Annotated in this window: 24 protein-coding genes and 2 tRNA genes; 10 read left to right on the top strand and 16 right to left on the bottom strand. The window is 74.4% G+C overall.

The window, feature by feature from the left end; translation table 11 throughout:
• Window positions 1-6: 6 nt before the first annotated feature.
• From JOD66_RS16765 to JOD66_RS16750, 4 genes are all read right to left on the bottom strand, one after another.
• Complete coding sequence (locus tag JOD66_RS16765) at window positions 7-1,002, bottom strand: hypothetical protein (protein WP_204837985.1); 996 nt, start codon at window positions 1,000-1,002, stop codon at window positions 7-9.
• 69 nt (window positions 1,003-1,071) lie between these two features.
• Complete coding sequence (locus JOD66_RS16760) at window positions 1,072-2,100, bottom strand: UDP-N-acetylmuramate dehydrogenase (RefSeq protein ID WP_307823578.1); 1,029 nt, start codon at window positions 2,098-2,100, stop codon at window positions 1,072-1,074.
• Window positions 2,093-2,491: a MaoC/PaaZ C-terminal domain-containing protein gene (locus JOD66_RS16755; RefSeq protein WP_239545272.1), complete on the bottom strand. Its 399-nt coding sequence runs from the start codon at window positions 2,489-2,491 to the stop codon at window positions 2,093-2,095. Before JOD66_RS16755 ends, JOD66_RS16760 begins: the two co-directional genes overlap by 8 nt.
• Window positions 2,488-2,886, bottom strand: coding sequence for an FAS1-like dehydratase domain-containing protein (locus JOD66_RS16750; RefSeq protein ID WP_204837983.1), 399 nt, complete (start codon window positions 2,884-2,886; stop codon window positions 2,488-2,490). The genes JOD66_RS16755 and JOD66_RS16750 overlap by 4 nt, the downstream gene beginning before the upstream one ends.
• Before the next feature lie 39 nt (window positions 2,887-2,925).
• Between JOD66_RS16750 and JOD66_RS16745 the strand changes: the two genes are divergently transcribed.
• A complete protein-coding gene (locus tag JOD66_RS16745; RefSeq protein WP_204837982.1) occupies window positions 2,926-3,930 on the top strand; it encodes a hypothetical protein in 1,005 nt (334 codons plus the stop codon).
• A gap of 57 nt (window positions 3,931-3,987) precedes the next feature.
• On the opposite strand, the gene rpmG is transcribed toward JOD66_RS16745, so the two are convergent.
• The 7 genes from rpmG to JOD66_RS16710 all read right to left on the bottom strand — a co-directional run bounded on the left by rpmG (window position 3,988) and on the right by JOD66_RS16710 (window position 8,026).
• Complete coding sequence (gene rpmG / locus JOD66_RS16740) at window positions 3,988-4,158, bottom strand: 50S ribosomal protein L33 (RefSeq protein WP_028654832.1); 171 nt, start codon at window positions 4,156-4,158, stop codon at window positions 3,988-3,990.
• A gap of 41 nt (window positions 4,159-4,199) precedes the next feature.
• A tRNA-Met gene (locus JOD66_RS16735) sits at window positions 4,200-4,273 on the bottom strand.
• A gap of 50 nt (window positions 4,274-4,323) precedes the next feature.
• Window positions 4,324-4,396, bottom strand: a tRNA-Thr gene (locus tag JOD66_RS16730).
• A 73-nt stretch (window positions 4,397-4,469) separates the two neighbouring features.
• On the bottom strand, window positions 4,470-5,867 hold the full coding sequence (locus tag JOD66_RS16725; RefSeq protein WP_204837981.1) for an amidase: 1,398 nt from the start codon (window positions 5,865-5,867) through the stop codon (window positions 4,470-4,472).
• A gap of 58 nt (window positions 5,868-5,925) precedes the next feature.
• On the bottom strand, window positions 5,926-6,633 hold the full coding sequence (locus JOD66_RS16720; RefSeq protein ID WP_204837980.1) for an LrgB family protein: 708 nt from the start codon (window positions 6,631-6,633) through the stop codon (window positions 5,926-5,928).
• Window positions 6,630-7,031: a CidA/LrgA family protein gene (locus tag JOD66_RS16715; RefSeq protein WP_204837979.1), complete on the bottom strand. Its 402-nt coding sequence runs from the start codon at window positions 7,029-7,031 to the stop codon at window positions 6,630-6,632. Before JOD66_RS16715 ends, JOD66_RS16720 begins: the two co-directional genes overlap by 4 nt.
• Window positions 7,028-8,026, bottom strand: a complete 999-nt coding sequence (locus JOD66_RS16710; RefSeq protein ID WP_204837978.1) for a pirin family protein — start codon at window positions 8,024-8,026, stop codon at window positions 7,028-7,030. The genes JOD66_RS16715 and JOD66_RS16710 overlap by 4 nt, the downstream gene beginning before the upstream one ends.
• Before the next feature lie 70 nt (window positions 8,027-8,096).
• Here JOD66_RS16710 and JOD66_RS16705 point away from each other — a divergent pair, with 70 nt between their 5' ends.
• A complete protein-coding gene (locus JOD66_RS16705) occupies window positions 8,097-9,221 on the top strand; it encodes a glycosyltransferase (RefSeq protein ID WP_204837977.1) in 1,125 nt (374 codons plus the stop codon).
• A gap of 244 nt (window positions 9,222-9,465) precedes the next feature.
• Here JOD66_RS16705 and mptB read toward each other — a convergent pair whose 3' ends face one another.
• On the bottom strand, window positions 9,466-11,004 hold the full coding sequence (gene mptB / locus JOD66_RS16700; protein ID WP_204837976.1) for a polyprenol phosphomannose-dependent alpha 1,6 mannosyltransferase MptB: 1,539 nt from the start codon (window positions 11,002-11,004) through the stop codon (window positions 9,466-9,468).
• A gap of 151 nt (window positions 11,005-11,155) precedes the next feature.
• Here mptB and JOD66_RS16695 point away from each other — a divergent pair, with 151 nt between their 5' ends.
• The 6 genes from JOD66_RS16695 (at window position 11,156) to JOD66_RS16670 (ending at window position 18,450) form a co-directional block, all read left to right on the top strand.
• Entirely contained in the window at window positions 11,156-11,755 is a 600-nt protein-coding gene (locus JOD66_RS16695) for an RDD family protein (protein WP_204837975.1), read from the top strand.
• Window positions 11,756-11,799: 44 nt separating this feature from the next.
• Entirely contained in the window at window positions 11,800-12,267 is a 468-nt protein-coding gene (locus JOD66_RS16690) for a nitroreductase family deazaflavin-dependent oxidoreductase (protein ID WP_204837974.1), read from the top strand.
• 27 nt (window positions 12,268-12,294) lie between these two features.
• Window positions 12,295-14,850 (top strand): non-ribosomal peptide synthetase, encoded by a 2,556-nt coding sequence (locus JOD66_RS16685; RefSeq protein ID WP_204837973.1) that lies wholly within the window; start codon window positions 12,295-12,297, stop codon window positions 14,848-14,850.
• The gene (locus JOD66_RS16680; RefSeq protein WP_239545270.1) at window positions 14,847-15,872 is read left to right on the top strand and encodes an iron ABC transporter substrate-binding protein; all 1,026 of its coding nucleotides are present in this window, start codon (window positions 14,847-14,849) and stop codon (window positions 15,870-15,872) included. The genes JOD66_RS16685 and JOD66_RS16680 overlap by 4 nt, the downstream gene beginning before the upstream one ends.
• A gap of 71 nt (window positions 15,873-15,943) precedes the next feature.
• Window positions 15,944-17,398 (top strand): ABC transporter permease, encoded by a 1,455-nt coding sequence (locus JOD66_RS16675; protein WP_307823577.1) that lies wholly within the window; start codon window positions 15,944-15,946, stop codon window positions 17,396-17,398.
• Entirely contained in the window at window positions 17,398-18,450 is a 1,053-nt protein-coding gene (locus JOD66_RS16670; RefSeq protein ID WP_239545268.1) for an ABC transporter ATP-binding protein, read from the top strand. Before JOD66_RS16675 ends, JOD66_RS16670 begins: the two co-directional genes overlap by 1 nt.
• A gap of 154 nt (window positions 18,451-18,604) precedes the next feature.
• Here JOD66_RS16670 and JOD66_RS16665 read toward each other — a convergent pair whose 3' ends face one another.
• Window positions 18,605-19,732 carry a helix-turn-helix transcriptional regulator gene (locus JOD66_RS16665; RefSeq protein WP_204837972.1) on the bottom strand — a complete coding sequence of 376 codons (1,128 nt, stop codon included), beginning with the start codon at window positions 19,730-19,732 and terminating at the stop codon, window positions 18,605-18,607.
• Window positions 19,732-20,859, bottom strand: a complete 1,128-nt coding sequence (locus tag JOD66_RS16660) for a LuxR C-terminal-related transcriptional regulator (protein WP_204837971.1) — start codon at window positions 20,857-20,859, stop codon at window positions 19,732-19,734. The genes JOD66_RS16665 and JOD66_RS16660 overlap by 1 nt, the downstream gene beginning before the upstream one ends.
• A gap of 137 nt (window positions 20,860-20,996) precedes the next feature.
• Here JOD66_RS16660 and JOD66_RS16655 point away from each other — a divergent pair, with 137 nt between their 5' ends.
• The gene (locus JOD66_RS16655) at window positions 20,997-22,367 is read left to right on the top strand and encodes an FAD-binding oxidoreductase (RefSeq protein WP_204837970.1); all 1,371 of its coding nucleotides are present in this window, start codon (window positions 20,997-20,999) and stop codon (window positions 22,365-22,367) included.
• A 66-nt stretch (window positions 22,368-22,433) separates the two neighbouring features.
• Window positions 22,434-23,945 (top strand): sensor histidine kinase, encoded by a 1,512-nt coding sequence (locus tag JOD66_RS16650; RefSeq protein WP_204837969.1) that lies wholly within the window; start codon window positions 22,434-22,436, stop codon window positions 23,943-23,945.
• A 31-nt stretch (window positions 23,946-23,976) separates the two neighbouring features.
• Here JOD66_RS16650 and JOD66_RS16645 read toward each other — a convergent pair whose 3' ends face one another.
• A complete protein-coding gene (locus tag JOD66_RS16645) occupies window positions 23,977-24,663 on the bottom strand; it encodes a helix-turn-helix transcriptional regulator (protein ID WP_204837968.1) in 687 nt (228 codons plus the stop codon).
• Window positions 24,653-25,507 (bottom strand): hypothetical protein, encoded by an 855-nt coding sequence (locus JOD66_RS16640; RefSeq protein WP_204837967.1) that lies wholly within the window; start codon window positions 25,505-25,507, stop codon window positions 24,653-24,655. The genes JOD66_RS16645 and JOD66_RS16640 overlap by 11 nt, the downstream gene beginning before the upstream one ends.
• Between the last annotated feature and the right edge of the window lie 3 nt (window positions 25,508-25,510).

The raw sequence follows: 25,510 nt of genomic DNA, 5'->3' as shown, positions 1-25,510 counted from the left end.
CGCGCGTCACGAGCACGGCAGGTAGGACCGGGTCACGGTCGCCTTCTTGCCGTTGGCGAGCTTGATCGCGGCGCTCGCCGTCACGGGGCTCGCGGATGCGGCGGGCAGGACGACGGCCCGGGGCTTGACCTTCTTGCGCTTGAACGTGGCGGCCTTGGCGCCGTTGACCCGGAACACCACTTTGGCGGCCTTCTTCTTGGCCTTCTTGGTCAGCGCCGCGTTCACCTGGCCGGTCGCGCAGTCGCGCGCCCCGAAGACCACCATCGCCTGGCCCTTCCCGCTCGGGGCGGAGCCGGCGCCGGCCGGCTGGAGCCGGACCGAGAGACTCGCGGTGTAGGACTGCGCGCCGACGCCCGTGCCGCCGCCGACTCGCGCGGCGAGGTAGACGTCGAGCTGACCCGGCGGCATCAGCGTGGTCACGCTGCCCGACCCGCGCTTCCCGAGGTCCAGCTCGAGGGTGCGGTCCACTCCGGTGAGGTACGCCGTGGCACCGCCGGACCAGCCGTCGGGGTCGAGCGGTCCGTCCCCGGACCCGGCGACCGTCACCCAGGTGGGCTGGGTGAGCGTCACCTTGCCGCTGGCTTCGGCCGAGGCGCTGACGTCGGGCGCGCACGCCGAGGCGGCCTGCGCGCGCACCCGGTTCATCGCGACGTTCGCGGAGAAGGTGATCGTCCCGGTCCCTCCCGTGAGCGGGGCTGCCTGGACGGTCGCGGACCCGGACGTCGTGACGGTGTACTTGTCACTCGCCTGGTCGGGGTTGGTGACCGTGGTCGTGCCGTTGAAGCCCTGGGTGACCGGGACGCCGTTGTCGGTCCACGGCACCCAGGTCGCGGGCTGAGCGCCACTCAGGGTGCACCTGTCGTCGGTGGTCCAGCCACTGCCGCCGACCTGGGGCTCGGCCACGTCGGCACCCGCCGGGGCGGGGAGGGTGGCCAGGCCGCCGGTCGCGAGGGCGGCGAGGGCGAGCGGGACGGCGGCGTGGCGCAGGGCACGGGTGATCACGGGAACCTCGGTATCACCCGAACCCGTCGTGCGCGCCGGACCTGGCCCCGCCCGTTCGGAGATCGTCGATCAGAGGGCGCAGCCGACGAGCACCGGCTCGTTGACCAGCGCGACGCCGAACCGCGCCGCGACCCCGTCGCGGACCTCGCGGGCGAGATCGAGGAGGGCCGCGGTCGTCGCGCCACCGCGGTTGGTGAGCGCGAGCGTGTGCTTGGTCGACAGCGACACCCGGGCGCCGGGTCGGTCCAGACCGAAGCCCTTGCCGAAGCCGGCGTGCTCGATCAGCCAGGCGGCGCTGGTCTTCACCCGCCCGTCGGGCTGGGGGTACGACGGCGCCCCCGCCGGCACCCGGTCGGGGTCGACGAACGGGTTGGTGAAGAACGAGCCGGCGCTCCAGGTGTCGTGGTCGGCGGCGTCGAGGACCATGCCCTTGCCGCGGCGCAGCCCCAGCACCGCCTCCCGTACGTCGGCCAGTGGGGCCCGCTCCCCCACGGCGACGCCGAGGGTGCGGGCCAGCTCGGCGTACCCGACGGGCGCGGAGAGCGCACCGCGCTCGAAGCCGAAGGTCACGTCGAGGACGAGGTGGCGGCCGGGGTCGGCCTTGAACCGCGAATGGCGGTACCCGAAGCGGCACTCCGCGCCGGAGAACGTCCGCGACCCCCGCAGCACCCGGTCCCACACGGTGACCGAGGTGATGGCCTGGGCGACCTCCTGGCCGTAGGCGCCGACGTTCTGGATCGGGGTGGCTCCGGTGGTGCCCGGGATGCCGGAGAGCGCCTCGACGCCGACCCAGCCCTCGGCCACCGCGCGGGCGACGAAGCCGTCCCAGGACTCGCCGGCGGCCACGGTCACGGACACGCCGTCCTCGGTGTCCTCGACCCGGACGCCCCCACCGGTCAGGTGGACGACGGTGCCGGCGAAGCCCTCGTCGGCGACGACCAGGTTGCTGCCGCCACCCACGAGGAGCACCGGCTCGCCGGCCCGGTCGGCCTCGGTGACGGCGGCGACCAGGGCGTCGGCGTCGGGCGCGGCGACGTAGCGGCGCGCGGGCCCGCCGAGGCGGAGGGTGGTCAGATCCGCGAGAGCGGGATCAGGCACGGACCAGGACCTTGGGCGCGCCCAGCACCTTCGTGCCGTCGGCGGTGATCTCGAGGGCGAGGGCGAGCCCGGCGTCGGTGCGCTCACCGACGGTGCCCGCGACGGTGACCCGCGCGGCCCCGTCCGCGGGGACGACGACCGGGGCGACGAACTTCGCGCCCAGCTCGACGACCTCCGCCTCGCCGGTCCAGGTCGCGACGGCGCGACCGACCAGCGCGAGGGTGTACATCCCGTGGGCGATCACGCCGGGCAGGCCGACCGCGAGCGCGATCTCCTCGTCCTGGTGGATCGGGTTGTGGTCGCCGCTGGCGACGGCGTACGCGACCAGGTCGGCGCGGGTGATCTCGTAGGTGAGCGGCTCCAGGGCGGTGCCGGGGGTCAGCTCGGTCATGCGGCACCTCCGCGGTGGACCAGGGTGGCGGTGGCGGTGCAGACCACGGCGCCGGTGGCGTCGGTGATCTCGCTGGACGTGGCGATGATGTCGTTGCCGCCGATGGAGCGCACCCCGGTGACGGTGAGCGTCGCGGTCAGCTCGTCGCCGACGACGACCGGCCGCGCGTAGCGGAAGCGCTGGTCGCCGTGGACGATCCGGGACAGCTCGATCTGCTCGGCGGCCAGGAAGTCCTGGAGCGCGGCGAAGGTGACCACGATGGGGAAGGTCGGCGGGACGCTGGCCACCGCGCCGCCGCCGACGGCCGTCGCGAAGGCGGTGACCGCCTCCGTCGTGACCGGAACCGGCGAGGTGGGCGGGAAGGCACGCCCGACCAGGGACGCGTCGATCGGCATGCGGCGAGTCTAGGGGGTCCGGTTGTCATACTCGTCGCCATGTCGATCCGGGGGGACGTGCTCGCCATGGTCGCCTGCCTGGCGCTCGGACTGAGCGCCTGCAGCGGCGCCGCCGGCGACGAGCCGGCCCCGCCCGACCGGGCAGCCACGATCGACGGCTGCGGACCGATCCGGTACGACGACGTGGCGGGCCGGGCGCCGTCGTACCTCCGCCCTCCGCTGGCGAGGACCCCCAACGAGCACGCCCTGTGTCGCGGCCGGTGGCTGCCGGCCACCGGCCCGGCCTTCGTCCCCCAGGGCCTGGTCGTGCGCGGCGATCGGGCCTGGGTGAGCGGCTACAACCACCGACGCCCCCAGGCCGGCGGCGACAGCTGCCGGGTGATCGTGGTCGACCTGCGCACCGGCGCCGAGATCGCGCACCGCGCGGGTGTCGCGCGGGACTGGTCGCCCGCCGCCCCGAGCTGCCAGCACGCCGGCGGCCTGGCCCTCGACCCGCACGGGCTGTGGCTGGCCCAGCGCGGGAAGGCGTGGCTGCTCGACCCGGAGACGCTGGAGGTGCGCCGGGGCTGGCGGCTGACCGGCGCGCTGCGCGGCTCCTACCTGGTCACCGACCCGGCCGGCCGGATCGGCTTCGGCGGCTTCCATCCGCGGCGGAGCCGGCCGTTGCGCTGGTTCGAGCCCGCGCTGCTGCTCGAGCCGGGGCGGGTCGAGCTCGCCGCGCGGGAGGCCGTGGACCGCCAGCCCGGACCGCCGGGGGTGCAGGGCGCGGTGTGGGCCGACCTCGGCCCGGGCCCGGCGCGGGTCTGGTTCACCCGCTCGACGACCCGGTGCGGCGAGCTGTGGGGCGGCCGGGACCGGCGGTACGGCTTCCTGCCCGGCGCGGAGGGCATCGCCCACCAGGACGGCCGGGTGTGGGTGGTCAGCGAGGCGACCGCGCCGCGCTACGTCCGCCAGGGCGGCCGGCCCGTGGTGCCCACCCTGGCGCAGTACGACGTCGGCGAGCTGGCCCGGTGGCAGCGCTCGACCTGCGGGGGCGGGGCATGACGAAAGCCCGCCTCCCAGGGGAGACGGGCTGTCGTGGTGCTTCGGGGAACCGCCGCGTCAGCGGGTCTCGCGGTGCGCGGTGTGCTTGCGGCACCGCGGGCAGAACTTCGACAGCTCGATGCGGTCGGGGTCGTTGCGGCGGTTCTTCTTGGTGATGTAGTTGCGCTCCTTGCAGTCCACGCACGCGAGCGTGATCTTGGGGCGAACGTCGCTGCTCTTGCTGGCCACAGGAAGTCCTTCAGTTGCTGGTGGTGGTGCCGGGTACTCGGTAGCGGGAACGGGGATCGAACCCGTGACCTCACGATTATGAGTCGTGCGCTCTAACCGTCTGAGCTATCCCGCCACGTGAGGAGGGCGCCCTCCGCGTCTCCCGCGGGTGGCGCCCCATCTCAGAGCCCCTTTACGGAATCGAACCGTAGACCTTCTCCTTACCATGGAGACGCTCTGCCGACTGAGCTAAAGGGGCAACGACGCAGAACGATACACGCGCCGTCCTGCCGCCAAAAATCGGCGTCGACTTTCTGGGACCGGGCCCGGTCTCAGCCCTGGATCCGGGCGAACGGACGGGCCTGCTCGAGCTCGTAGGCGAGCTCGATGAGCACTCCCTCCTGGCCCGGCGCGGCGCCCAGCATCATCCCCTGCGGCAGTCCCCCGGCGGTGGTCGCGAGGGGCAGCGAGATCGCCGGGGCGCCGGTCACGTTCTGCCAGGGAGTGAAGGCCACCCAGTCGAGCAGCCGGTCGATGATCGTGGCGTAGTCCTGGGTCGGGTCGAGGTGGCCGACCTTGGGCGTGGCGGTGGCGAGGGTGGGCGTCAGCGCGACGTCGTACTTCTCGTAGTAGAGCTCGGCCTGGGCGTTGGCCCGCTTGAGCCGAGTGATCGCGGCGGGCAGGCGGTGCAGGTTGCGGCGCGCGTGCCGGGCCAGGCCGAGGGTGAGGTTGTCGTGCTTCGAGGCGTCCCAGCTGCGGCCGTGGAGCGGGCGGCCGGTGGTGAGCATCACCTGCGCGAGCAGCGCCCAGTAGAGCAGGAAGTCGTCGACGAAGCTCGGCGCGACCGGAGCCTCGGTCTCGGTCACCGAGTGGCCCAGGTCCTCGAGCAGGCTCGCGGTCTGCTCGGTCAGCGCGCGGGTCTCGGCGTCGGCGCTGCGGCCGACCCCGCTGGTGTTGAGCGCGATCCGCAGCCGCCGCTTGATCGGCCGGGTCAGGTCGCCGATGGGCGGCAGGTTCAGGTTGCGGTAGTGGCGCTCGGCCTCCCGGTAGAAGGCCGCCGTGTCGCGCACCGAGCGGGTCACGACGCCGTCGGAGATGATCCGGATCGGCATGTCGCGGAACATCTTGTCCTGGGCCAGCCGGCCCCGGGTGGGCTTGAGGCCGACCAGGCCGTTGACCGCGGCGGGGATCCGGATCGAGCCGCCGCCGTCGTTGGCGTGCGCGATCGGCACCGCGCCGGCGGCCACCAGCGCCGCCGACCCCGAGCTGGAGGCGCCGGCCGAGCGCTCGGTGTCCCACGGGCAGCGCACCGCGCCGAGCCGCGGGTGCTCGGCGGAGGCGCTGAAGCCGTACTCCGAGAGCTGGCTCTTGCCGAGCGGCACCAGGCCGGTGGCGAGGTACATGTCGGCGAAGTCGCCATTGCGCTTCGCGGGCCGCGGCGTCCAGGCGTCGGTGCCGGAGCGGGTCGGCATGCCGGCCACGTCGACGTTGTCCTTCACCAGGGTCGGTACGCCGGAGAGGAACCCGGGGCGCGGGTTCCGGGCGTCGCTGCGGGCCCGGTCGACGTCGGCGTACGCCATCGCGTTGAGCTCGCCGTTGACCGCGTCGACCCGGGCGATCGCGGCCTCGGTCGCCTCCGTCGCGGAGACCTTCCCGGCGGCGAGTCGTTCGGCGAGGCCGACCGCGTCGAGGTCGGCGAGGGCGTCGTCGGTGAAGGCGTGCACGCGCATGGAGCGAACCTAGCGTCTCGCTCGGCCACTGACCTCCGACCAGGGTCGGAGATCCCCGTCAGAACAGGACGAGCGCCAGCACCGGCACGAGCAGGCTGATCGCGAGCGCGGACAGGCCCATGCCGAGACCCGCGAAGGCGCCCTCCGTCTCGTCCTCGCGCAGCATCCTGGACGCGCCGATGCCGTGGGAGACCGCGCCGACCGCGAGCCCGCGGGCCCGGCGGTCCCGGATCCGCAGCAGGGTGAGCGTGGCGGGAGCGGTGATCGCGCTGACGATGCCGATCACGATCGCGAACACCGCCGCCAGCGGCGGGATGCCACCGAGGCTCTCGGTCAGCGCGATCGCGACGGGGGTGGTGGCGGCCTTGGTCGAGAGGGTCTTCTGCAGCGCCTCGTCCGCACCGAGGGCCCGCGCGATCAGGACCGCGCTGACGATCGAGGTCGTCGCGCCGACGACGATCGCCACGAGGAGCGGTACGACGAAGCCGCGCAGCCGGTCGGCCTGCCGGTGCAGCGGGATCGCCAGCGCGACCGTCGCCGGCCCGAGCCAGAACGCGATCAGCTCGGTGGCGCTGCGGTAGTCGGCGTAGTCGACGTCGAGCACGGTGATCGCCGTACCGGCCACGGCGATCGCGACCAGCACCGGCTGGGCGAGCGCGTGTCCACCGGTGCGGGCCTGCAGCCAGCGACCGGCCTGGTACCCGGCCAGGGTGACCAGCAGCAGCGCCAGCGGGGAGCGCGCCAGCTCCAGCAGGTCGTCCCTCACCCGGCCTCCCCCGGGGCCGCCAGGTCGCCCAGGTCGTCCAGGTCGTCGCGGGGCTTGCCGAGGAGCCGCTCGAGGCCCACCGCGGTCCAGCCGACCACGGCGAGGCCGAGCAGCCACGAGCCGAGCAGCGCGGCGGCGATCGGCAGCGCGTGGTCACCGAGCAGGCCGAGGTAGGCGACGATCCCCACGCCGGCCGGGATGAAGAAGAGCTGCAGGTGGCGCAGCAGCGCGCTGCCGGCCCGGACGATCGCGCCGTCGTCGCCGTAGCGGCGCACCCGGAGGTAGACGAAGAGCAGCAGCATGCCGACGACCGGGCCGGGCACGGTGACGTCGAGGACCCGGACCACCACCTCGCCGAGCACCTGGAACGCCAGCAGCCAGGTCAGGCCAGCGATCACCGGCGCTCCCGGAGGCGGGCATTGGGCAGGCCCGGTGCGGGGATCGGCGGCAGCGGCTGGTCGGGTACGACGCCGAAGCGGCCCGGCGCGACCTGCCGGCTGTCGGGGACCACCCCGCCGTCGGCGCCGGTGATCTGCTCCTGCCAGGCGGCGCGGTAGGCCACCACCTCCTCGTGGGTGCGGCCCACGAAGTTCCACCACATCACGATCGACTCGCCGAACGGCGGCCCGCCGAGCACCAGCAGCCGCGCGCCCTCGTCGCCGGCGGCCAGCACCAGCTCGTCGCCGCCGGGTGGGACGAACGCCAGGTCGGCGACCTTCGCGGAGACGCCGCCGACCGTCACCGAGCCGAGGTCGACGAGCACGCCCAGCTCGAAGTCCGGGTCGACCGGGACCCGCAGCGTCGTACCGGGGTCGAGGACCAGCTCGGCGCCCAGCAGCGGCGTGAAGGTGGTGACCGGCGAGCTGTCGCCGAGCAGCGAGCCGAGGAAGACGTGCGCCCGCCAGCCCTCGCCGCTCACCTCGGCCGGGGCGTAGTGCTGGAAGCCGGGGTCGGTGTCGCGGTCGGCGTCCGGGAGCGCGACCCAGAGCTGGGCGCCGTGCAGCACCGTGGTCTCCGGCGTGGAGACCTCCGAGTGGCTGATGCCGCGGCCCGCGGTCATCAGGTTGACCTCCTGGGGCCGCACCATCGCGACATTGCCCGCGCTGTCGCGGTGCTCGATCTCGCCGGTGAACAGCCAGCTCACCGTCTGCAGGCCGGTGTGGGGGTGCGGCGCGACCTCCATGCCACCGCTCTCGCTGACCAGGTCCGGGCCGTAGTGGTCCAGGAAGCACCAGGCGCCGATCAGCGAGCGCTGCCGCTGGGGCAGGGTGCGTCGTACCGGCATCGCCCGGGGCCCGCCCAGCGGGACCTCGCGCGGCTCCATCAGCTCGACGCCGGCGGCCTGCCGACCCTCGCACACGACTTCGTCGGGACGCGCCTCCGGGTTGCTCATGTGCTCATCCTTCCCCGCCCGTCAACCGCGCCGTGGGGCCGGGTTCATCCACTGCGGGGATGGTGTGCCCGTGCGGATCGCCCAGCTGGCCAACTTCGTCGGCGCGACCTCGGGAGGCATGCGGACTGCGATCGAGCAGCTCGGCCAGGGGTACGTCGCCGCCGGGGCCGAGCGCCTCCTCGTCATCCCCGGACCGGTCGACGCCGTCCGCTCGACGCCGTTGGGAGACGTGGTGCAGGTGCGGGCGCCGCGGGTCGGCGGCGGCTACCGGCTGATCGTCGAGCCGTGGCGGGTCACCGACGTACTGGACCGCTTCGCGCCGACGAGCGTGGAGTGGAGCGACAAGCTCACCCTGCTGCCGGTGGCATGGTGGGCGCGGCGCAACGGGGTGCGCTCGGTGCTGCTCTCGCACGAGCGGATGGGCGACATGTTCGCGATGCGCACCGGGCTGGAGACCACCTCGAAGGTCTCGATCGGGCTGCTCAACCGGCTGGTCGTGCGCAGCTTCGACGAGGTCGTGGTGACGTCGGCGTACGCCGAGGGCGAGTTCCGGGCGATCGCCGACGCCGCCGGCTGCCCGGTGTCGCGAGTCCCGCTCGGGGTGGACCTCGCGACCTTCCGGCCGGCGTCCGGAAGTGGCGGTCGGGGGCGGGCCGGCCGCGAGCTGCGGCTGGTCCACGCCGGCCGCCTCTCCCGGGAGAAGTCGCCCCACCTCGCGGTCGCGACCGCCGTCGAGCTGCACCGCCGCGGGATCCCGCTGCGTCTCGACGTGTACGGCGAGGGGCCCCACCGCGCCGAGCTGGAGGCCGTCGCCGGGGACGCCCCCGTCGTCTTCCACGGATACGTCGACGGCCGGGCCGCCCTGCGCGACCGGCTCGCCGCCGCCGACGTGTCCCTGTCGGTCTGCCCCGGTGAGACCTTCGGCCTGGCCGTCCTCGAGGCCCTGGCCTGCGGCACCCCCGTCGTCACCGCCGACCGAGGCGGCGCCCGGGAGCTGGTCGACGCCACCTGCGGCGCCTGGGCCGCCCCCTCCCCCGGCGCCCTCGCCGACGCCGTGCTCCGGCTGCTCGCGCTGCCCGAGGCGCGTCGGCGTACGGCCGCGCGGTGGCGGGCCGAGCAGTACGGCTGGGACCGCACCGTCGCCCGGATGCTGGCCCTCCACGCCGGCGACCGGGTCGGCGCGCTCAGCGCCTGACGGCCTGGTGGCCGGTGGGCGGGTCCGTTCGGGCGCTGTAACACGCAGTTCGCTGCTGTTCCGGACCCGGGACGTCGCGAAACGGTGTCTGTACGGGTCGGGGACATACGACCGAGGTCGGGTACGCCGGCGGACAACGTGTTACAGCGCCTCCCGACCAGCCCACCCCACCACGAGCCCCTGGTCACCCTCGGAGCGCGCGACGTGGATTCCGGCCAGCCCCTCCACCCGCGCGCTGCGACAGCTACCCGGGCGTCGTCGAACCGGTTCTCGTGCCGTAGCCCCTGGTTGCAAGCGGCGGGGCGAGGGGGGCGACGATCCGGGCCAGCCGCTCCCGGGCGGGCGGGGTGAGCAGCAGCACCGGCATGAGCAGGGCGACCGTCATGCAGCCGATCACGATCGCGTAGTAGGCGCCGTGCAGCGAGGAGTCGAGCGGCGCGACCAGGCCGAGCAGGACGGACACCGCGACGAAGGCGCCGGTGGCGTGGCGTGGCAGGCGCTGGGCGGCGAGGAACGGCGGGAGCATCAGGAAGTACCACAGGTGCACCACCGGCGAGAGCAGCACGAAGGCGGCGCCGACGGTGGCGACGGCCGCGATCGCCGTACGCCGGGAGCCCGTCTCCCAGCGCAGCGCGACCCATCCGCCGACGAGGAGCGAGGCGAGCAGGCCCAGGCCGCGGACCAGGTCGCGGAAGAGCGCGGGCTCGGTGCCGAGGCCGAGGTGGAGGGCCAACCAGTCGAGGACGCCTCCGACCAGGGTGGTGGCCGAGAGCGGGGTGTTGACCTCGCCGGGGACGGTGAGTGCGCGCAGCCAGCCGTTGCCGATCCCGGTGAGGACGCCGACCCCGACCAGGGTGCCGACCGACACCGCGCCGGCGGCGCCCAGCCGGCGCAGCCGCGCGCCCAGGCCCGCCGCGGCGGGCAGGGAGACCAGCACGATCCCCACCGCCACCAGGCCGCCGGGCACCTTGACGCCGGCGGCCAGGCCGGCGACGGCGGCGCCCCACACCCAGCCGCGGTCGACGGCCACCACGAGCGCGGCGGCCATCAGCCCGACCATGAGCAGGTCGTTGTGCAGCCCGGCGACGCCGTTGGCCATCATCAGCGGCGAGACGATCACCAGCGCGGTGGCGACCGCCGGGTTCGCGCCTCCCCAGGCCGCGAGCCGCGGCACCGCCCACGCCAGCAGCACCAGCCCGACCAGCGCGAAGCCGCGATGGGCGATCACCAGGATCCACGGGTTGCCGGTGATGTGCGCGACGAGCGCCCCGAGGAACACCGGCACCGGTCCGTACGGCGTCGCGGTGTCCCACCACAGCGGGTCCACGGCCTGCACGATGGGCGGTCCGGTGATCCAGCCCGGCAGCGGCAGGAAGGTGTCGGGGGCCAGCGCACCCGGCCCCACGACGTACGGCGAGAGGCCCACCTCGGCGAGCTTGCCCTGGGCGGCGTAGGACCAGCCGTCGCGGGAGAACAGCGGCGGGGCCAGCAGCAGCGGCGCGGTCCACACGGTCGCGGCGAAGCGCGCCAGCGCCACGCCCTCGACCGGGTCCTCGGTCTCCCGGTCGCCGACGGCGACCGTGCGGCACAGCCGCAGCCAGGCGTTCGCCAACAGCCCGAGGCCGACCAGGACCACCACCAGACCGGTCATCCGGCCGACCTCGTGGGCCCGCAGCGCGCCCAGGGCGCCCAGGCGCAGCACCGGCGTCGAGGCCGGCAGGGTGGCGGTGACGAGTCCCCCGAGCAGCACCAGCAGGCTGCCGAGCGTTCCGCGAGCGATCACGGTCGGAAGGTAGGGGGATCCGGCGTCAGCGGGTTGAACGGGCGGGCAACGGGGCAAGAACGCTCGCAATGCCGTCTCGGAGGCGCATTTCGGCACTACATTGCTGCCACCCCCGGGTGCGCACGCGCACCCCATCACTCGAGGAGCTCTCATGTCCTACAACCAGCCGCCCCCGCCGCCTCCCCCGGGCGGTACGCCGCCGCCCCCGCCGGGTGGGTACAGCGGTCCGCCGCAGCCCGGGTTCGGCGGTGCGCCGACCGGCGTGCCCCGTCCGGCCGAGCTGCTCAACCGCTTCCTCGCCCGCCTGATCGACCACGTCCTGCTGGGGGTCGTGTTCGGCATCCTGTGGGGCGTGCTGTCGGCGATCTTCCTCACCGGCTTCACCTACTCGGTGGGCGAGTGGTTCCTGTTCTACCTGTTCCTGTCGGTCATCTCGGTGGCCGTCAACCTGGCGTACTTCGGGCTGATGGAGTCCAACCGCGGCCAGACCGTCGGCAAGATGCTGCTGAAGCTGCGTACCTACGGCCCCGACGGTGTGTCGAACCCGACGCTGGAGCAGGCGCTCAAGCGCAACGGCTACCTCGCGCTCAACATCATCAGCGTGATCCCGATCCTCGGCGCGTTCGTGGCCGGTCTGGCCGAGCTCGCGGCGGTGATCTACATCGCGGTCACCCTCAACAGCGACGTGCCGAACCACCAGGGCTGGCACGACAAGTTCGCCGGCGGCACCCGGGTCATGCAGATCGGCTGACCCGTTCGTCGCACCGGGGGAGAACAGGTTCTAGGGTTTCGCCCATGGGCCTGTTCACCCCCGTCGCGATCAAGCTCGGCTCCCAGCCGTGGATGCCGAAGCTGCTCCCCCAGATCACCTGGACCGACACCCACCTGCAGCAGGTGACCCGCGGCCGGGTCAGCATCCTCGACGTCGCGGGGCTGCCGAACCTGATGCTCACCGTGGTGGGCCGCAAGAGCGGCGTCCCCCGATCGACGCCACTGCTCTGCGTGCCGTGGCAGGGCGGCTGGCTGATCGCGGGCTCCCATTTCGGCGGCCCGAAGGCGCCGGTGTGGACCCACAACCTGCGCGCCGCGGAGACCGCCGAGGTCCGCTACCGGGGCCGGGCCCACACCTGCGCCTGGCGCGAGCTGACCGGCGCGGAGAAGGAGCGGGCCTGGGCGCACATGGTCACGGTGTGGCCGAACTACGACAAGTACGTCGAGTGGACCGACCGGGTCATCCCAGTATTCCTGCTGACTCCGCAGTAAGGGCAGGCTTGCTTTAGCCTTCCGTTCATGGTGGAAGGCACAGCGAGCGCACAGGTCGTCGCGCGCCTCGCCGACGGCCTGGCCCGCCACGGCGAGCGACCCGCCCTGCGCACCACCACCGAGACGCTCACGTACGCCGCCCTCGACCAGCGGGTCGCGATCGCGCGAGCCGAGCTCGCGGCGCTGGGCGCCGACCAGCTGGTCCGGCTCCGGCCGGACCCGAGCGTCGGGTTCGTGGTGTCCTGGCTGGCGGCGCTGAGCGGCGGGCACGCCACGCTGCTCACCCACGACGACGGCCTGGCCCGGGCCTACCACGCGTCGGTCGAGCGGGCCGGCGACCACTGGCGGACCACCGGCACGCCCGCGCCCGCGCTCCACCCCGACCTGCGCCTGCTGCTCAGCACCTCCGGCTCGACCGGCTCGCCCAAGCTGGTGCGGCTCTCGGCCGCCAACCTCGACAGCAACGCGAGCGCCATCGCGTCGTACCTCGGTATCACCGGCGACGACGTCGCGCTCACGACGCTCCCCCTCGACTACTGCTACGGCCTCTCCGTGCTCCACAGCCACCTCGTGGCCGGCGCGAGCGTGGTCCTCGACGACCGCTCGGTGACGGACCCGGCGCTGTGGGAGCGGGCCCGGGCCGAGGGGGTCACCTCGTTCGCGGGGGTGCCCTACACCTTCGACCTGCTCGGCGCCGCCGGCTGGCCGCGGCTGCCGAGCCTGCGCCAGGTCACCCAGGCCGGCGGCCGGCTGGCCCCGGACCGGGTCCGGGCGCTGGCGGAGCAGGGCGCGCGCGAGGGCTGGGACCTGGTGGTGATGTACGGCCAGACCGAGGCCACCGCGCGGATGGCGTACCTGCCGCCCGAGCTGGCCGCCACCCACCCCGGCACCGTCGGGGTCGCGATCCCGGGCGGCGAGCTCCGGATCGACCCGGTCCCGGACGCCGGGCCCGGAGTGGGCGAGCTGGTCTTCCGCGGCCCCAACGTGATGCTGGGGTACGCCGAGTCGCCGGCCGACCTAGCCAGCGCCGCCGGTCCCGACGAGCTGCGCACCGGCGACCTGGCCCGGTTCACGCCGGAGGGACTGGTCGAGATCGTCGGGCGCCGCTCCCGCTTCGCCAAGCTCTTCGGGCAGCGGATCGACCTGGACCGGGTGCAGACCCTGCTCGGCCTCGGCGGGCACGACACCGGGTGCGCGGAGTCCGCCGACGGCACCCGCCTCGTGGTCGCCGTCCCCGGCTGCCCGGACGCCGCGACGCTCGCCGAGGTGACCGCGGCGGCCACCGCCGCGACGGGGCTCCCGGCCCATGCCGTGCTCGCCGCACCGGTGCCGGCGCTGCCCCGCCTGCCCAACGGCAAGCTCGACCAGCAGGCGGTCGGCCGGCTCGGGCTGGCCCCGCCCCCTCCGGTCACCGCCGACCCCGTCGCCTCGCTCACCCGGCTCTACGCACGGATCCTCGGTCGGCCCGACGTCGGCCTGGACCAGTCCTTCGTCGGCCTCGGCGGAGACTCCCTCTCGTACGTCGAGCTCTCGCTGCGCCTCGAGAGCCGGCTCGGCCGGCTGCCCGCCGACTGGCCGAACCGCACCGTCGCCGAGCTGGCCGCCCACCTCGACCCGGCCGATCCGGCGCCCCGGCGCCGCCCCCGCTGGGCGCGGGTCGACACCACGATCGCGCTGCGGGCGCTGGCGATCGTGCTGGTCGTCGGCTCCCACACCGACCTGTGGGTGGTGCTCGGCGGCGCGCACGTGCTGCTCGCGGTCGCGGGCGTCAACTTCGCCCGCTTCCACCTCGCCGACGAGGGGCCCCGCCAGCGGGTACGCCGCGTGGCCCGGGCGGCGGCCCGGGTCGCCGTGCCGTCGGTCCTGTGGATCGGCGCGGTCGCCCTGCTCACCGGGGAGCCCGGGTGGCGCAGCGTGCTGCTGCTCAACGACCTCCTCGGCTCCCGCGACTGGTCCGAGCCCGACTGGTACTACTGGTTCGTCGAGGTCGTGCTCCTCCTCGCCGTCGGCGCCGGCCTGCTCACCGCGCTGCCGCGGGTGATGGCCTTCGAGCGACGACACCGCTTCCCGCTGGCGCTCGGCCTGGCCACGCTCGCGCTCGCGCCGCGCTACGCCGCCCAGGTGACGTCGTACGACGGCGACGTCATCCACTCCACCCTGTTCGTCGGCTGGCTGTTCCTCGGCGGCTGGGCGGCCGCCGTCGCCGGCGGGCCGCGGGACCGGGTGCTGGCGACGGCGGTGCTGGTCGCCGGCTGCTGGGGGTTCACCGACAGCAGCCCACGCAACCTGGTGATCATCGCCGGCGTACTCGTGCTGGTGTGGGTGCGGACCGTGCCGTGGCCGCGGGTGCTCGTGGGCCCCACCGGCGTGATCGCGAGCGCCTCGCTCTACGTCTACCTGACCCACTGGCAGGTCTACCCGTGGTTCGAGACCCGCTGGCCGCTGGGCGGGCTGCTCGCCTCGCTGGCGGTCGGCGTCCTGGCCTGGCAGGTCGTCAACCACGTGTCGGCCCGGGTGCCGTCCCGGCGCCCGACCCGTCTCACTACGCTCCCGTCCAACCGAGTCGATGAGGAACCCCGATGAACAACCGCCTGGTCCGCACCGGCCTGCGCCCCCTCCTGGGCGTCGCGGCGCTCACCCTGGTCGCCCCGCTCCTGGCCGCCTGCGGCAGCGACGAGCCCACCCTGGTGATCTACAACGCCCAGCACGAGCCGCTGCTCAAGGAGCTCGCGCCGGAGTTCACCAAGGAGACCGGGATCGAGGTCGAGCTGCGCAACGGCAAGGACCTCGAGATGTCCAACCAGATCATCGCCGAGGGCAAGGCCTCGCCCGCCGACGTCTTCCTCACCGAGAACTCCCCCGCCATGTCGCAGGTCGAGGCGGCCGGGCTGTTCGACGAGCTGCCGAACGACATCCTCGACGTGATCCCCGAGCAGTACCGCCCGCACAGCGGGCTGTGGACGGGCTTCGTGGCCCGCTCGACGGTCCTCGTCTACAACACCGACCAGGTCCAGGAGTCGCAGCTGCCCGCCTCGCTGCTCGACCTGGCGAAGCCCGAGTGGCAGGGCCGGATCTCGTTCTCCCCCACCGGCGCCGACTTCCAGGCGATCGTCGCCGCCGTCCTCGAGCTCGAGGGCGAGGAGGCCACCAAGGCGTGGCTCGAGGGGATCAAGGCCAACGGCAAGGTCTACGACGGCAACAACCTGGTGCTGGAGGCGGTGAACTCCGGTGAGGTCGAGGTCGGCATCGTCTACCACTACTACTGGGAGCGCGACCGCAAGGAGAACGGCGACGTCAGCGACCACTCGGCCCAGCACTACTTCACCGGCGGCGACCCGGGCGCCTTCGTCAGCGTCTCCGGCGCGGGCGTGCTGAAGTCGAGCGACATGAAGTCCGAGGCCCGCGAGTTCGTGAAGTTCCTCGTCGACCGCAAGGGCCAGCAGATCCTCGCCGACAGCTACGCGCTGGAGTACCCGCTCAACCCGGAGGTGCAGCTCGAGGGCGTCACCCAGCAGTTCAGCCAGCTCCAGCCGCCGCAGGTCAACGTGTCCGACCTGGACGCGAAGAAGGTCGTCGACCTCCTCGAGGAGGTCGGCTTCCTCTGAGCCGCTCCACGTCGACCCGCTCGACCCCCGCGCTCCTCCTCGTCGGGCTGGCGATCGCCGCTCTGGCGCTGGTGCCGCTCGGCTACGTCCTGTGGACCACCGCCGAACTCGGCCGCGCCGAGGCCGTCGACTTCCTGTGGCGACCCCGGATCGGCGAGCTGCTGTGGAACACCACCCGGCTGCTGGTCGCGGGAGTGGTGACGAGCGTCGTGGTCGGCGTCGCCGGCGCCTGGGTGGTCGAGCGGACCGACGTGCCGGGACGGGGGTGGTGGCACGGCCTGCTCTGCGCGCCGCTCGCCGTCCCCGCGTTCGTCAACGGCTTCGGCTGGGTGTCCACCACCCACGCCGTGCAGTCCTTCCCGGGCGCGGTGATGGTCGTGACCCTGTCCTACTACCCGCTCGTCTACCTGCCGACGGTCGCCGCGCTGCGCCGGCTCGACCCGGCCGTCGAGGAGGTCGCGACCGCGCTCGGCAAGGGGCCCTGGCAGGTCTTCCTCCGGGTCACCCTGCCCGCGATCAGCCCTGCCGTGCTGGGCGGCGCGCTGCTCGTCGGGCTGCACCTGCTGGCGGAGTACGGCGCGCTGCAGCTGCTCAACTACCCGACCCTGACGACCGCGATCCTGCAGCAGTACGCCACCGTCTTCAACGGACCGTCGGCGACCCTGCTCGCGCTGGTGCTGGTCACCTTCTGCCTGCTCCTGCTGGGCCTGGAGCTGCTGCTGCGCGGACGCCGGCCCCGGTCCCGGGTCGGCGCGGGCACCAGCCGGCAGGTCACCCGGGTGCGACTCGGGCGGCGCCGGCCGCTGGTGCTCGCGGGGCTCGCCGGGCTCGCGATCTGGGCGCTCGGCGTACCTCTGGGCGCGCTGGTGCGCTGGCTGGTCCGCGGCACCTCCACGGGCATCGAGGGCGGCGAGCTGGTCAGCGCGCTCGGCAACACGCTGCTCCTCGCCGTGCTCGCCGGCGCGGTCACCACCGCCGCCGCGGTCCCGGTCGTCTGGCTGGCCGTGCGGCACCGCGGCTGGGTCACCACCGCCATCGAGCGCAGCGTCTACACCGCCAGCGCCATGCCCGGCATCGTGATCGCGCTCGCCCTGGTCACCGTGTCCATCCGCGTGGTCCCCGACCTCTACCAGACCCTGGCGCTGCTGCTGGTCGGCTACCTCATCCTGTTCCTGCCACGGGCAGTGGTCAGCGTGCGCGGCACCTTCGAGCTGGTGCCGCCCGGCCTCGAGGAGGTGGCCCGCAGCCTGGGCTGCTCGGGACCCGAGGTCGCCCGCCGGGTGACCCTGCCGCTCGTCGTACCGGGACTGTCGGCGGGCGCCGCGCTCGTCGCCCTCGCCGTCTCGACCGAGCTCACCGCGACCCTGCTGCTGGCGCCGCTCGGCACCGAGACGCTCGCCACCCGGTTCTGGTCCGACGCGTCCTCGATCGCGTACGGGGCCGCCGCGCCGTACGCGCTGGCCCTGATCGTCCTGTCCGTCCCGTCCACCTGGCTGCTGGCCCGGCTGAGCATCAGGAGCCGCTGATGACCGCACTCGAGATCCGCGGCCTGAGTGCCGGATACGGCCGCACCCCCGTGCTCCAGGGCCTCGACCTCGCCGTCACCACGGGCGTCACCGCGATCCTCGGCTCCTCGGGCTGCGGCAAGACCACCCTGCTGCGCGCCGTCGCCGGCTTCGTCGAGCCCAGCGCCGGCACGATCTCGGTCGCCGGTCGCCCGGTCGTGGGCGGCCCGCGGACGGTCCCGGCGCGCGAGCGCGGCATCGGGTACGTCCCCCAGGAGGGCGCGCTCTTCCCCCACCTGACCGTCGCCCGCAATGTCGCCTTCGGCCTGCCGCGCGCCCAGCGCCGCGCCGGCACCGCCCGGGCCGTGGTCAGCGAGGCACTCGGCCTGGTCGAGCTCGACCCCGCCCTCGCCGAGCGGTACCCCCACGAGCTCTCCGGCGGCCAGCAGCAGCGGGTCGCGCTCGCCCGAGCGCTCGCTCCCCGCCCCGCCCTCGTCCTGCTCGACGAGCCGTTCTCCTCCCTCGACGCCTCCCTGCGCGAGGAGACCGGCCGCGCCGTCGTCCGGGCGCTGCGGGCGGCCGACGCCGCCGCCGTCCTCGTGACGCACGACCAGGGCGAGGCGCTCTCCCTGGCCGACCAGGTCGCCGTGATGGTCTCCGGCCAGTTCCTCCAGGTCGCCGCCCCCGCCGACGTCTACCTGACCCCCGCCGACCCCCGCGTCGCCGCCTTCATCGGCCACGCCTCCCTGCTGCCCGGCGAGGTGCTGCCCGGCGGCCGTGCTCACTGTGCGCTCGGCGAGGTCGCGGTCCGCACCGACGGGACCCCGCCCCCGCCTGGGGCGGCCCGACTCGCCGTACGGTCCGAGCAGGTGCAGGTCCGCCCCGCCGGCTCCGCCGACGGCGTACCTGGTGAGGTCGTCGACGTCAGCTTCTTCGGCCACGACGCCACCATCCGGGTCCGGCTGGCCTCCGGCGAGCAGGTCACCGCCCGCACCCCCAGCGACTCGGTCCCGGCGGCCGGGGACCAGGTGCGGGTCACCGTCGTCGGCGAGGTCACCGCCTTCGCGGGCTGACCTGCCGCCGCTGTAACACGCTGTCCGCCCGTCTGGTCGGCGGTTCTCCGCACGAAACGCCGCCACAGCGGCTCCGAACTGCGGAGAACCGCCAGGTAGTCGGGTGGACAGCGTGTTACAGCACCGCCCGGTGGCCACGCCCGGGCCCGCACCGCTACCCCACGAACCACCCCGACGGCGCCAGCTGCTCGTTCATCCGCGGCACATACTGCTCGAAGTACACCCGCGCGATCAGCTCCCGCCGCGAGCGCACGCCCGCCTTCTCGAACACCGCCTTGAGGTGGTCCTGCACCGTGTACGCCGACAGGTGCAGGCTCCCGGCGATGGCCTTGGTGTCGGCCCCCTGGAGCACCAGCTGGGTGACGTCGCGCTCCCGCGGGGTGAGGCCGAAGGCGGCGACGACCAGGGAGACGATCTCGGGTGGCCGGGCCTCCTCGATGGTGATCACGACCTGACCGGCGGCGTCGCCGAGCCCGCTGAGGGGGCCGGCCTGGAGGATCAGCCAGCGGCCGGTGGTGGCGCGGATCCGGCAGCGGGGCAGGTCGGTGGACTCGCCGCGGGCGAAGCGGCGGGCGGCGCCGACCAGGCTGGAGACGACGGCGGGCGAGATGCCGCGGGGGCCGAGCTCGGCGAGCCGGCGCTCGGCGGCTCCGGTGGTCTGGGTGACCCGGTCGTCGCCGCCGACGATGATGACGGCGGGACCGAGGTCGAGCGGCGAGTCGGAGTCGGAGTCGGCGAGGGTGGCCAGCAGTCCCAGCCGTACGCCGCGGGCGAAGGCGGGGGCGAGCGAGGCCAGGAAGTCGACCTCGGCCTCGTCGAAGGGCCGGTCGTCGGGCCCGCGCATGAGGCCGAGCCCGCCCCAGACGTGTCGGCCGTCGCGGAACATCAGCCGCACCTCGTCGTGGTAGCCGAAGTGGTGCTGGTGGTACTCCCGGATCCGCAGCGAGCTGGTGATGTCGCCGCCCGTGCTGAGGTGGACGCCGGCCGCGGGCCGCTCCGCGCGGGCGAGCACGGCGAACGACGTGGGCTCGGGGCTGCCGTACTCCAGCAGCCCGAACTGGTCGTCGTGCATGTCGTCCTGGAGGCCGAGGTCGCCGAACTTGCGGTCGCTGGTGAGCAGCAGCGTCTGGGGATCGTGGGTGCCGACGCACGCGCTGACCCACGGGACCGCGCGGCGTACCGACTCGATGGCCTCGGCGAAGAAGGACTCGAGGTCGAGGCCGGCCTGGGCGACGACGCCGACGTCCTGGCGGACCCGTTCGCGCAGCAGGGTGCTGGCCATCAGGCGAACCACCCGGACGGGGCCAGCTCGCCGCCCATGCGGGGCACGTACTGGTCGAAGTAGACCCGCGCGATCAGCTCGCGCCGCGAGCGCACCCCGGCCTTGTCGAAGACCGACTTGAGGTGGTCCTGGACGGTGTACGCCGAGAGATGCAGGGTGCGCCCGATCTCCTTGGTGTCGATGCCCTGGAGCACCAGCTGCGTGACGTCGCGCTCGCGCTGGGTCAGCCCGAAGGCGGCGACGACGAGGGCCACGATCTCGGGCGGCCGGGCCTCCTCGATGGTGATCACGACGTCGCCGTCGCGGTCGCGGAAGCTGCTCAGCGGACCGGCCTGCAGCACCAGCCACATGCCGCCGGCGGTGCGCAGCCGGCAGCGCGGTGGGGCGGTGACCTCGCCGCGGGCGAAGCGGCGGGCGGAGCCGATCAGCGCGGCGACCGGCGACACCGGGTCGGGGTGGGTGGGGCTGTCGACCAGCTCGCCGAGCCACTGCTCGGCGGTCGGCGTCATCTGGGTGACCCGGTCGTCGGGACCGACGATGATCACCGCGGGGCCGGGCCCGGGCGTGGGCGCGACGACGTCGGCCATCCGGGTCAGCACGCCGGCCCGCACCCCGCGGGCGAACAGTCCGGTGAGGGAGGCGAGGAAGTCGATCTCGTCGGCGTCGAACGGGCGGTCGTCGGACCCGCGGAAGAGCGCGGCCGCGCCCCACAGCTCGCGGCCGTCGCGGAAGGCCACCCGGGCCTCGTCGCCGATGCCGAAGCGCGGCACCATGAACCGCTCCATCCGGGGCGAGCGCTCGACCTGGCCGCCGTGGACCAGGTGGACGCCGGCGGCGTCGGTGTGGGTGCGGGCCAGCTCGGTGAAGGCGGTGGCCTCGACCTCGCCGTACTCGATGAGCGCGAACTCGTGGTCGTGCTCGCTCTCCCCGGCGAGGGCGCCGTACTTGCGGCCGCTGGTGAGCAGGTGGGTCCCCGGGTCGTGCGTCGCCACGCAGGCGCTCTCCCACGGGACCGCCCGGCGCAGCGAGTCCATCGCCTCGGCGAGGAAGGTCTCCAGGTCCAGGCCGGCGCGCGCGACCACGTCGACGTCCTGGCGCACGCGCTCGGCGGTCAGTCCTCGGGCCATGTCAGCAGTGTGACCGATCCGCCCGGGGGTGCGTATCCCACTTTTCTGGGGAAGTCCGGGTCCCAGCGCCGGCGGGGCTGGAGAGTACGCGGATCGGGGATGGTGGCGGCCGCCGCGCCGACCAGAGGCTGGGCGCCATGACCACCACTCCTGACCTCACTCCCCTGACCCGGCTCGGCTCCGGGTGCGAGATCCACCTCCCGGGCGATCCCGGGTACGACGCGGCCCGTACGCCGTGGAACCTGGCCGTCGACCTGCGACCCGCCGCCGTGGCCGTGCCGCGCACGCCGGCCGAGGTCCAGGCCGTCGTCCGGGCGGCCGCCCAGGCCGGCCTCCGGGTCGCGCCGCAGAGCACCGGTCACGGCGCCGCGGCGCTCGCCGAGGGCGCGCTCGACGACGTCGTCCTGCTGCGCCTGCACGCCCTGACCGGCGTCACCGTCGACCCGGCCGCCCGCACCGCGCGGGTGCTCGGCGGCACGCTGTGGGAGGACGTCGTCGCCGCCGCGGCGCCGCACGGACTCACCGCGCCCCACGGCTCCGCGCCCGACGTCGGCGTGGCCGGCTTCCTGCTGAGCGGCGGGCTGTCCTTCTACGGACGCCGCCACGGCCTGTCGGTGAACACGCTCCGCGCGGTCGAGATCGTCACCGCCGACGGCACCCTGCGCCGCGCGAGCGCCACCGAGGAGCCGGACCTGTTCTGGGCGGTGCGCGGCGGCGGCGGCAACCTCGGCGTCGTGGTCGCCCTCGAGCTCGACCTGCTGCCGTACGCCGACGTCTACGCCGGCATGCTGCTCTGGGACCGCGAGCGAGCCCCCGAGGTGGTCCGCGCCTGGGTCGAGTGGAGCCGCACCGCACCCGACTCCGCCACCACCTCGCTGCGGGTGATGAGCTTCCCGCCGCTGCCCGAGCTGCCGCCGTTCCTGTCCGGGCGCGATCTCGTCGTCGTCGACGGCGCGGTCCTCGAGTCCGACGCCGACGCCGACGCGCTGCTCGCACCGCTGCGGGCGCTGCGACCCGAGCTGGACACCTTCGGCCGGATGCCGACCACGGCGCTGCTGCAGGTGCACATGGACCCGCCCGGGCCGTCGCCGGCGGTCGGCGAGCACAGCGTGCTCGGCGCGCTGGACGAGTCCGGGATCGAGGTCTTCCTCGAGCAGGTCGGTCCCGGCACCCGGAGCGGGCTGCTGTTCGCGGAGCTGCGGCACCTGGGTGGCGCGTTCGGCGTACCGGCTGCCGGCGGTGGGGCGCTCGCCCACGTCCCGGGCGAGTACGCGCTGCTCTGTCTCGCCATGGCGCCGACGCCCCAGGCCGCCGTCGCCGGCCGTGCGGCCGCCTTCTCGGTCGTGCGCGCGCTCGGCGCGTGGTCGCGGACCGGCCTGGTCCCGACCTTCGCGGAGTCGAAGGTGGACACCAGCCGCTTCTACGACGGCGAGGACTGGGTGCGGCTGTGCCGGGTCCGCGACGCGGTCGACCCCGAGCGGCGCTTCGTCGCCAACCACGGGATCTGAGCCGGGCCCGGGTCCCAATCCGGCCGATCCGGCCCCGGATCACCGACGGCTCCCCACAATGGAGGCATGACGGCGCACCTGGGGGGCCGTCGGGACCGCGACCCCTCGGGGTCGCCAGCCCGGCGGTGGATCCGCCGCGATGGGCGCCGGGCGACGCGCTCGTCGTGGTGGTGGATCGCCGCGGTCGCGGGACTGCTGCTCTATCCCTACCTGGTGGTCGGGATGATCGGCGATCCCCGTGGCGACCGGGTGGTCCTCGCCGGGCACGCCGTGATGCTGCTCTCCGACCTGCTGCTGCTGGGCGCCAGCGTCGCCCTCGCCGTGGACGCCCGGCTCATGTACGACGGCCTGCGCGGCGCGATGGCGGTCGCCGCGGCCACGGTCGCCGTCCAGGACGCGCCGCTGGTCGTGCTCGGCATGATCGACCGCTCGATGAGCCCGCTGTCCTTCCGGCTCACGAACGGCCACCTGGTCACCGTCCTCGTCGTGCTGGTCGTGATCCATCGCGGCCGGCGCGCCGCCGTACCGGGCAAGCACCTGATCGTGACGGGCATCGCGCTCGGGCTGGGCGCCGCGTCGCTCACCCTCGGACTGCACCGGCTGGTCAAGCGCTTCGAGTCGGACGCGGGAGTGCTGCGGGTCGGCGACCCGGTCGATGTCGTCCTGATGGTGCTGATCGGCCTGGTCCTGGCGGCCGTCGGCCTGCAGCTGGCGCTGTCGCCGTTGCCGGCGTGGGCCTCGACCCGGATCGGTGTCGGGATGCTCGCGATCTTCGCCGCCCGGCTCTACTCGACCCTCGTCGGCGCGATGACCCCGCCGCCGGTGGCCGTGGTCGGCGTCGCCCTGTTCAGCGCGCTGACCGCGACCACCGCGGCCTCGCTGCTCCGGACCGCGCTCGAGCACCTCGACGCCCGGGTGGCCCGGTACGCCCACCTGGCCGCCGAGGCGGAGGCCGAGGTGAAGCAGGACCGGGAGGTCGCCCACGAGGTCCGCTCCGCCGCCGCCGGCCTGGCCGCCGGCGCCCGGCTGCTGGCCAGCGGCCAGATCCCGGCCGGCCCGCGCCGCGACGCGTTGGAGCGGATGGTCGACATCGAGGCGGCCCGGCTGCGCCGTACGGTCAAGGCGCAGCCCGGCCCGCTCACCACCGTCTCCGTCGACGCCGTGGTGTCGCCGTTCGTGGTGGCGCAGGCGGCGCTCGGGCACCAGGTCGCCTGGACGCCCGGCGGCCACCGGGTCCGGGCCCGCCAGGACGACCTCGCCGAGGCACTCGGCACCCTGATCACCAACGCCGCCGACCACGCCGGCGGCCAGGGCACCACGATCAGTTCGCGCCGGGTCGGCGAGCACATCGAGATCCTGGTCTCCGACGACGGGCCGGGCCTGGACCCGGCGGTGCGCGATCGGCTGTTCTCTTGGGGCAGCCACGGCACGGCGTCCGGTGGGCAGGGCATCGGGCTGCACCGGGCCCGGCGCATCCTGCTGGAGCAGGGCGGCACGCTCGAGCTGGGCGAGCGGGAGGGCCCGGGCACGACCTTCGTGATCCGGCTGCCGCGGGCCAGGCTCCCCGAGGAGGACTAGCGCGGGGCGTCGTCCACAGCATTGAGAGAGCTCACTGCCGGGCCCGCGGGAACACCTCCAGCGACCGGCGGTACAGCGCGACGGCAGCGAGCTGGGAGTCCACCCCGAGCTTGCGACGCAGCGACTTCACCTGGCTGCGCACCGTCGCCTCGGCCACCCCGGACGCCTCGGCGATGCGGCGTACCGAGAGTCCGTCGTACAACGCGCCGAGGACCTCGTACTCGCGGTGGGTGAGCAGCTCCATCCGTCGCACCAGGTCGCGCTGCTCCTCGGCCACGCTCTCCCACTCGCGCAGCGCCCGCTCGCGGAGCACGCCCGGCGTGGGCGAGCCGCCGGCTAGGGTCTCCCGGACCGCGTTGGCGAGGCCGACGGTGGTCGTGGTGGTGGGCAGTACGCCGGTGGCGCCGGCCCCGAGCACGGTGCCCCAGCGCGGACCGAACTCGCTGTCGGTGAGGACCAGCCAGCGGATCGGGCCGCGGCTGACGAGGAGCTCGACGTCGTGGAGCAGGTCCGGGGTGCGCAGGTCGCAGAGGATCACGCCGACCGAGGCTCCGCTGCGGGCCAGGCCCTGCCGGAAGGACAGCCGTCCGCCGCGCTCGGGCCACTCGAACAGCACCGGGACCAGGCCCCGGCCGCGCAGCGCGGCGGCGATCGCCTGGCCGACGAGCCGACGCTCGGCGACCAGCGCGATCCGGCGGACCGGCTCCTCAACGGACATCGAGGACGACACGGTCGATCGTTCCGTGGAACTGGTCGGCGGAGCCCGGGGCGATCCGGCCGTGGTCGGCGAGCTTGGCCCCGATCGACAACGGCACCCCGTCGAAGGTGATCGTCCCGGGGTCCGCGGTGACGGCCCACTCCCGCGGGTCGGTGCCGCCGTCGAGGTCAGCGAGCCGCATCCGCACCGCGCCGGCGGAGCGGGTGCAGGTGAGCCGATACCAGCGCTCGGGGGTCACCGCCTGGTCCGCCTGGACCAGGACCTCGCCGAGGGTGCCGGCGAGGCGGCACGACGCGACGCCGTGGTCGAGCTGGAGCTTGAGCTGGGCGGGCTGGCCGAAGCGGCCGCGCTGGACCAGGTTGTCGCCGTCGTCCTCGGCCCGGCCGGCCGTCGCCGGGTCGGCCCGGAAGTCGACGCCCACCACGAAGTCGGCGGCGCCGGGATCGAGCGGGTCGGGTGCCGAGGGGTCGGTGCGCACCACCAGCGCGGCGGCCGGGACCGGTCCCTCGGCGACATAGCCCGGGGTCCGTACGGCGGAGCCACCGGCGCGCCCCGGGGTCCAGGTGAGCCGGCCACCGGCCTGGGTGGCGACCGTGATGTCGACGGTCGCGGTGCCGTCGTTGGTCGCGCCCGGGACCATGTCGCCGGGCACCACCACCTGGTCGAAGCCGAGCCCGAGGTCCAGCTTGGCGAGGCCCTTCCCGGGGTGCCGGCCCGGTGACGGCGGCGCCGCGCCCGCGCCGTCGCTCACCGCGCAGCCGCCCGCGGCGCCGATCACGGCGCCGATCAGGGCGCCGATCGCCGCGCCGATCAGGAGCCGAGGCACCAGGGTCGGGGTCGACACGGC

The organism is Nocardioides nitrophenolicus, assembly GCF_016907515.1.
Lineage (GTDB): Bacteria > Actinomycetota > Actinomycetes > Propionibacteriales > Nocardioidaceae > Nocardioides > Nocardioides nitrophenolicus.
This window is presented reverse-complemented; position numbering and strand designations above follow the sequence as displayed.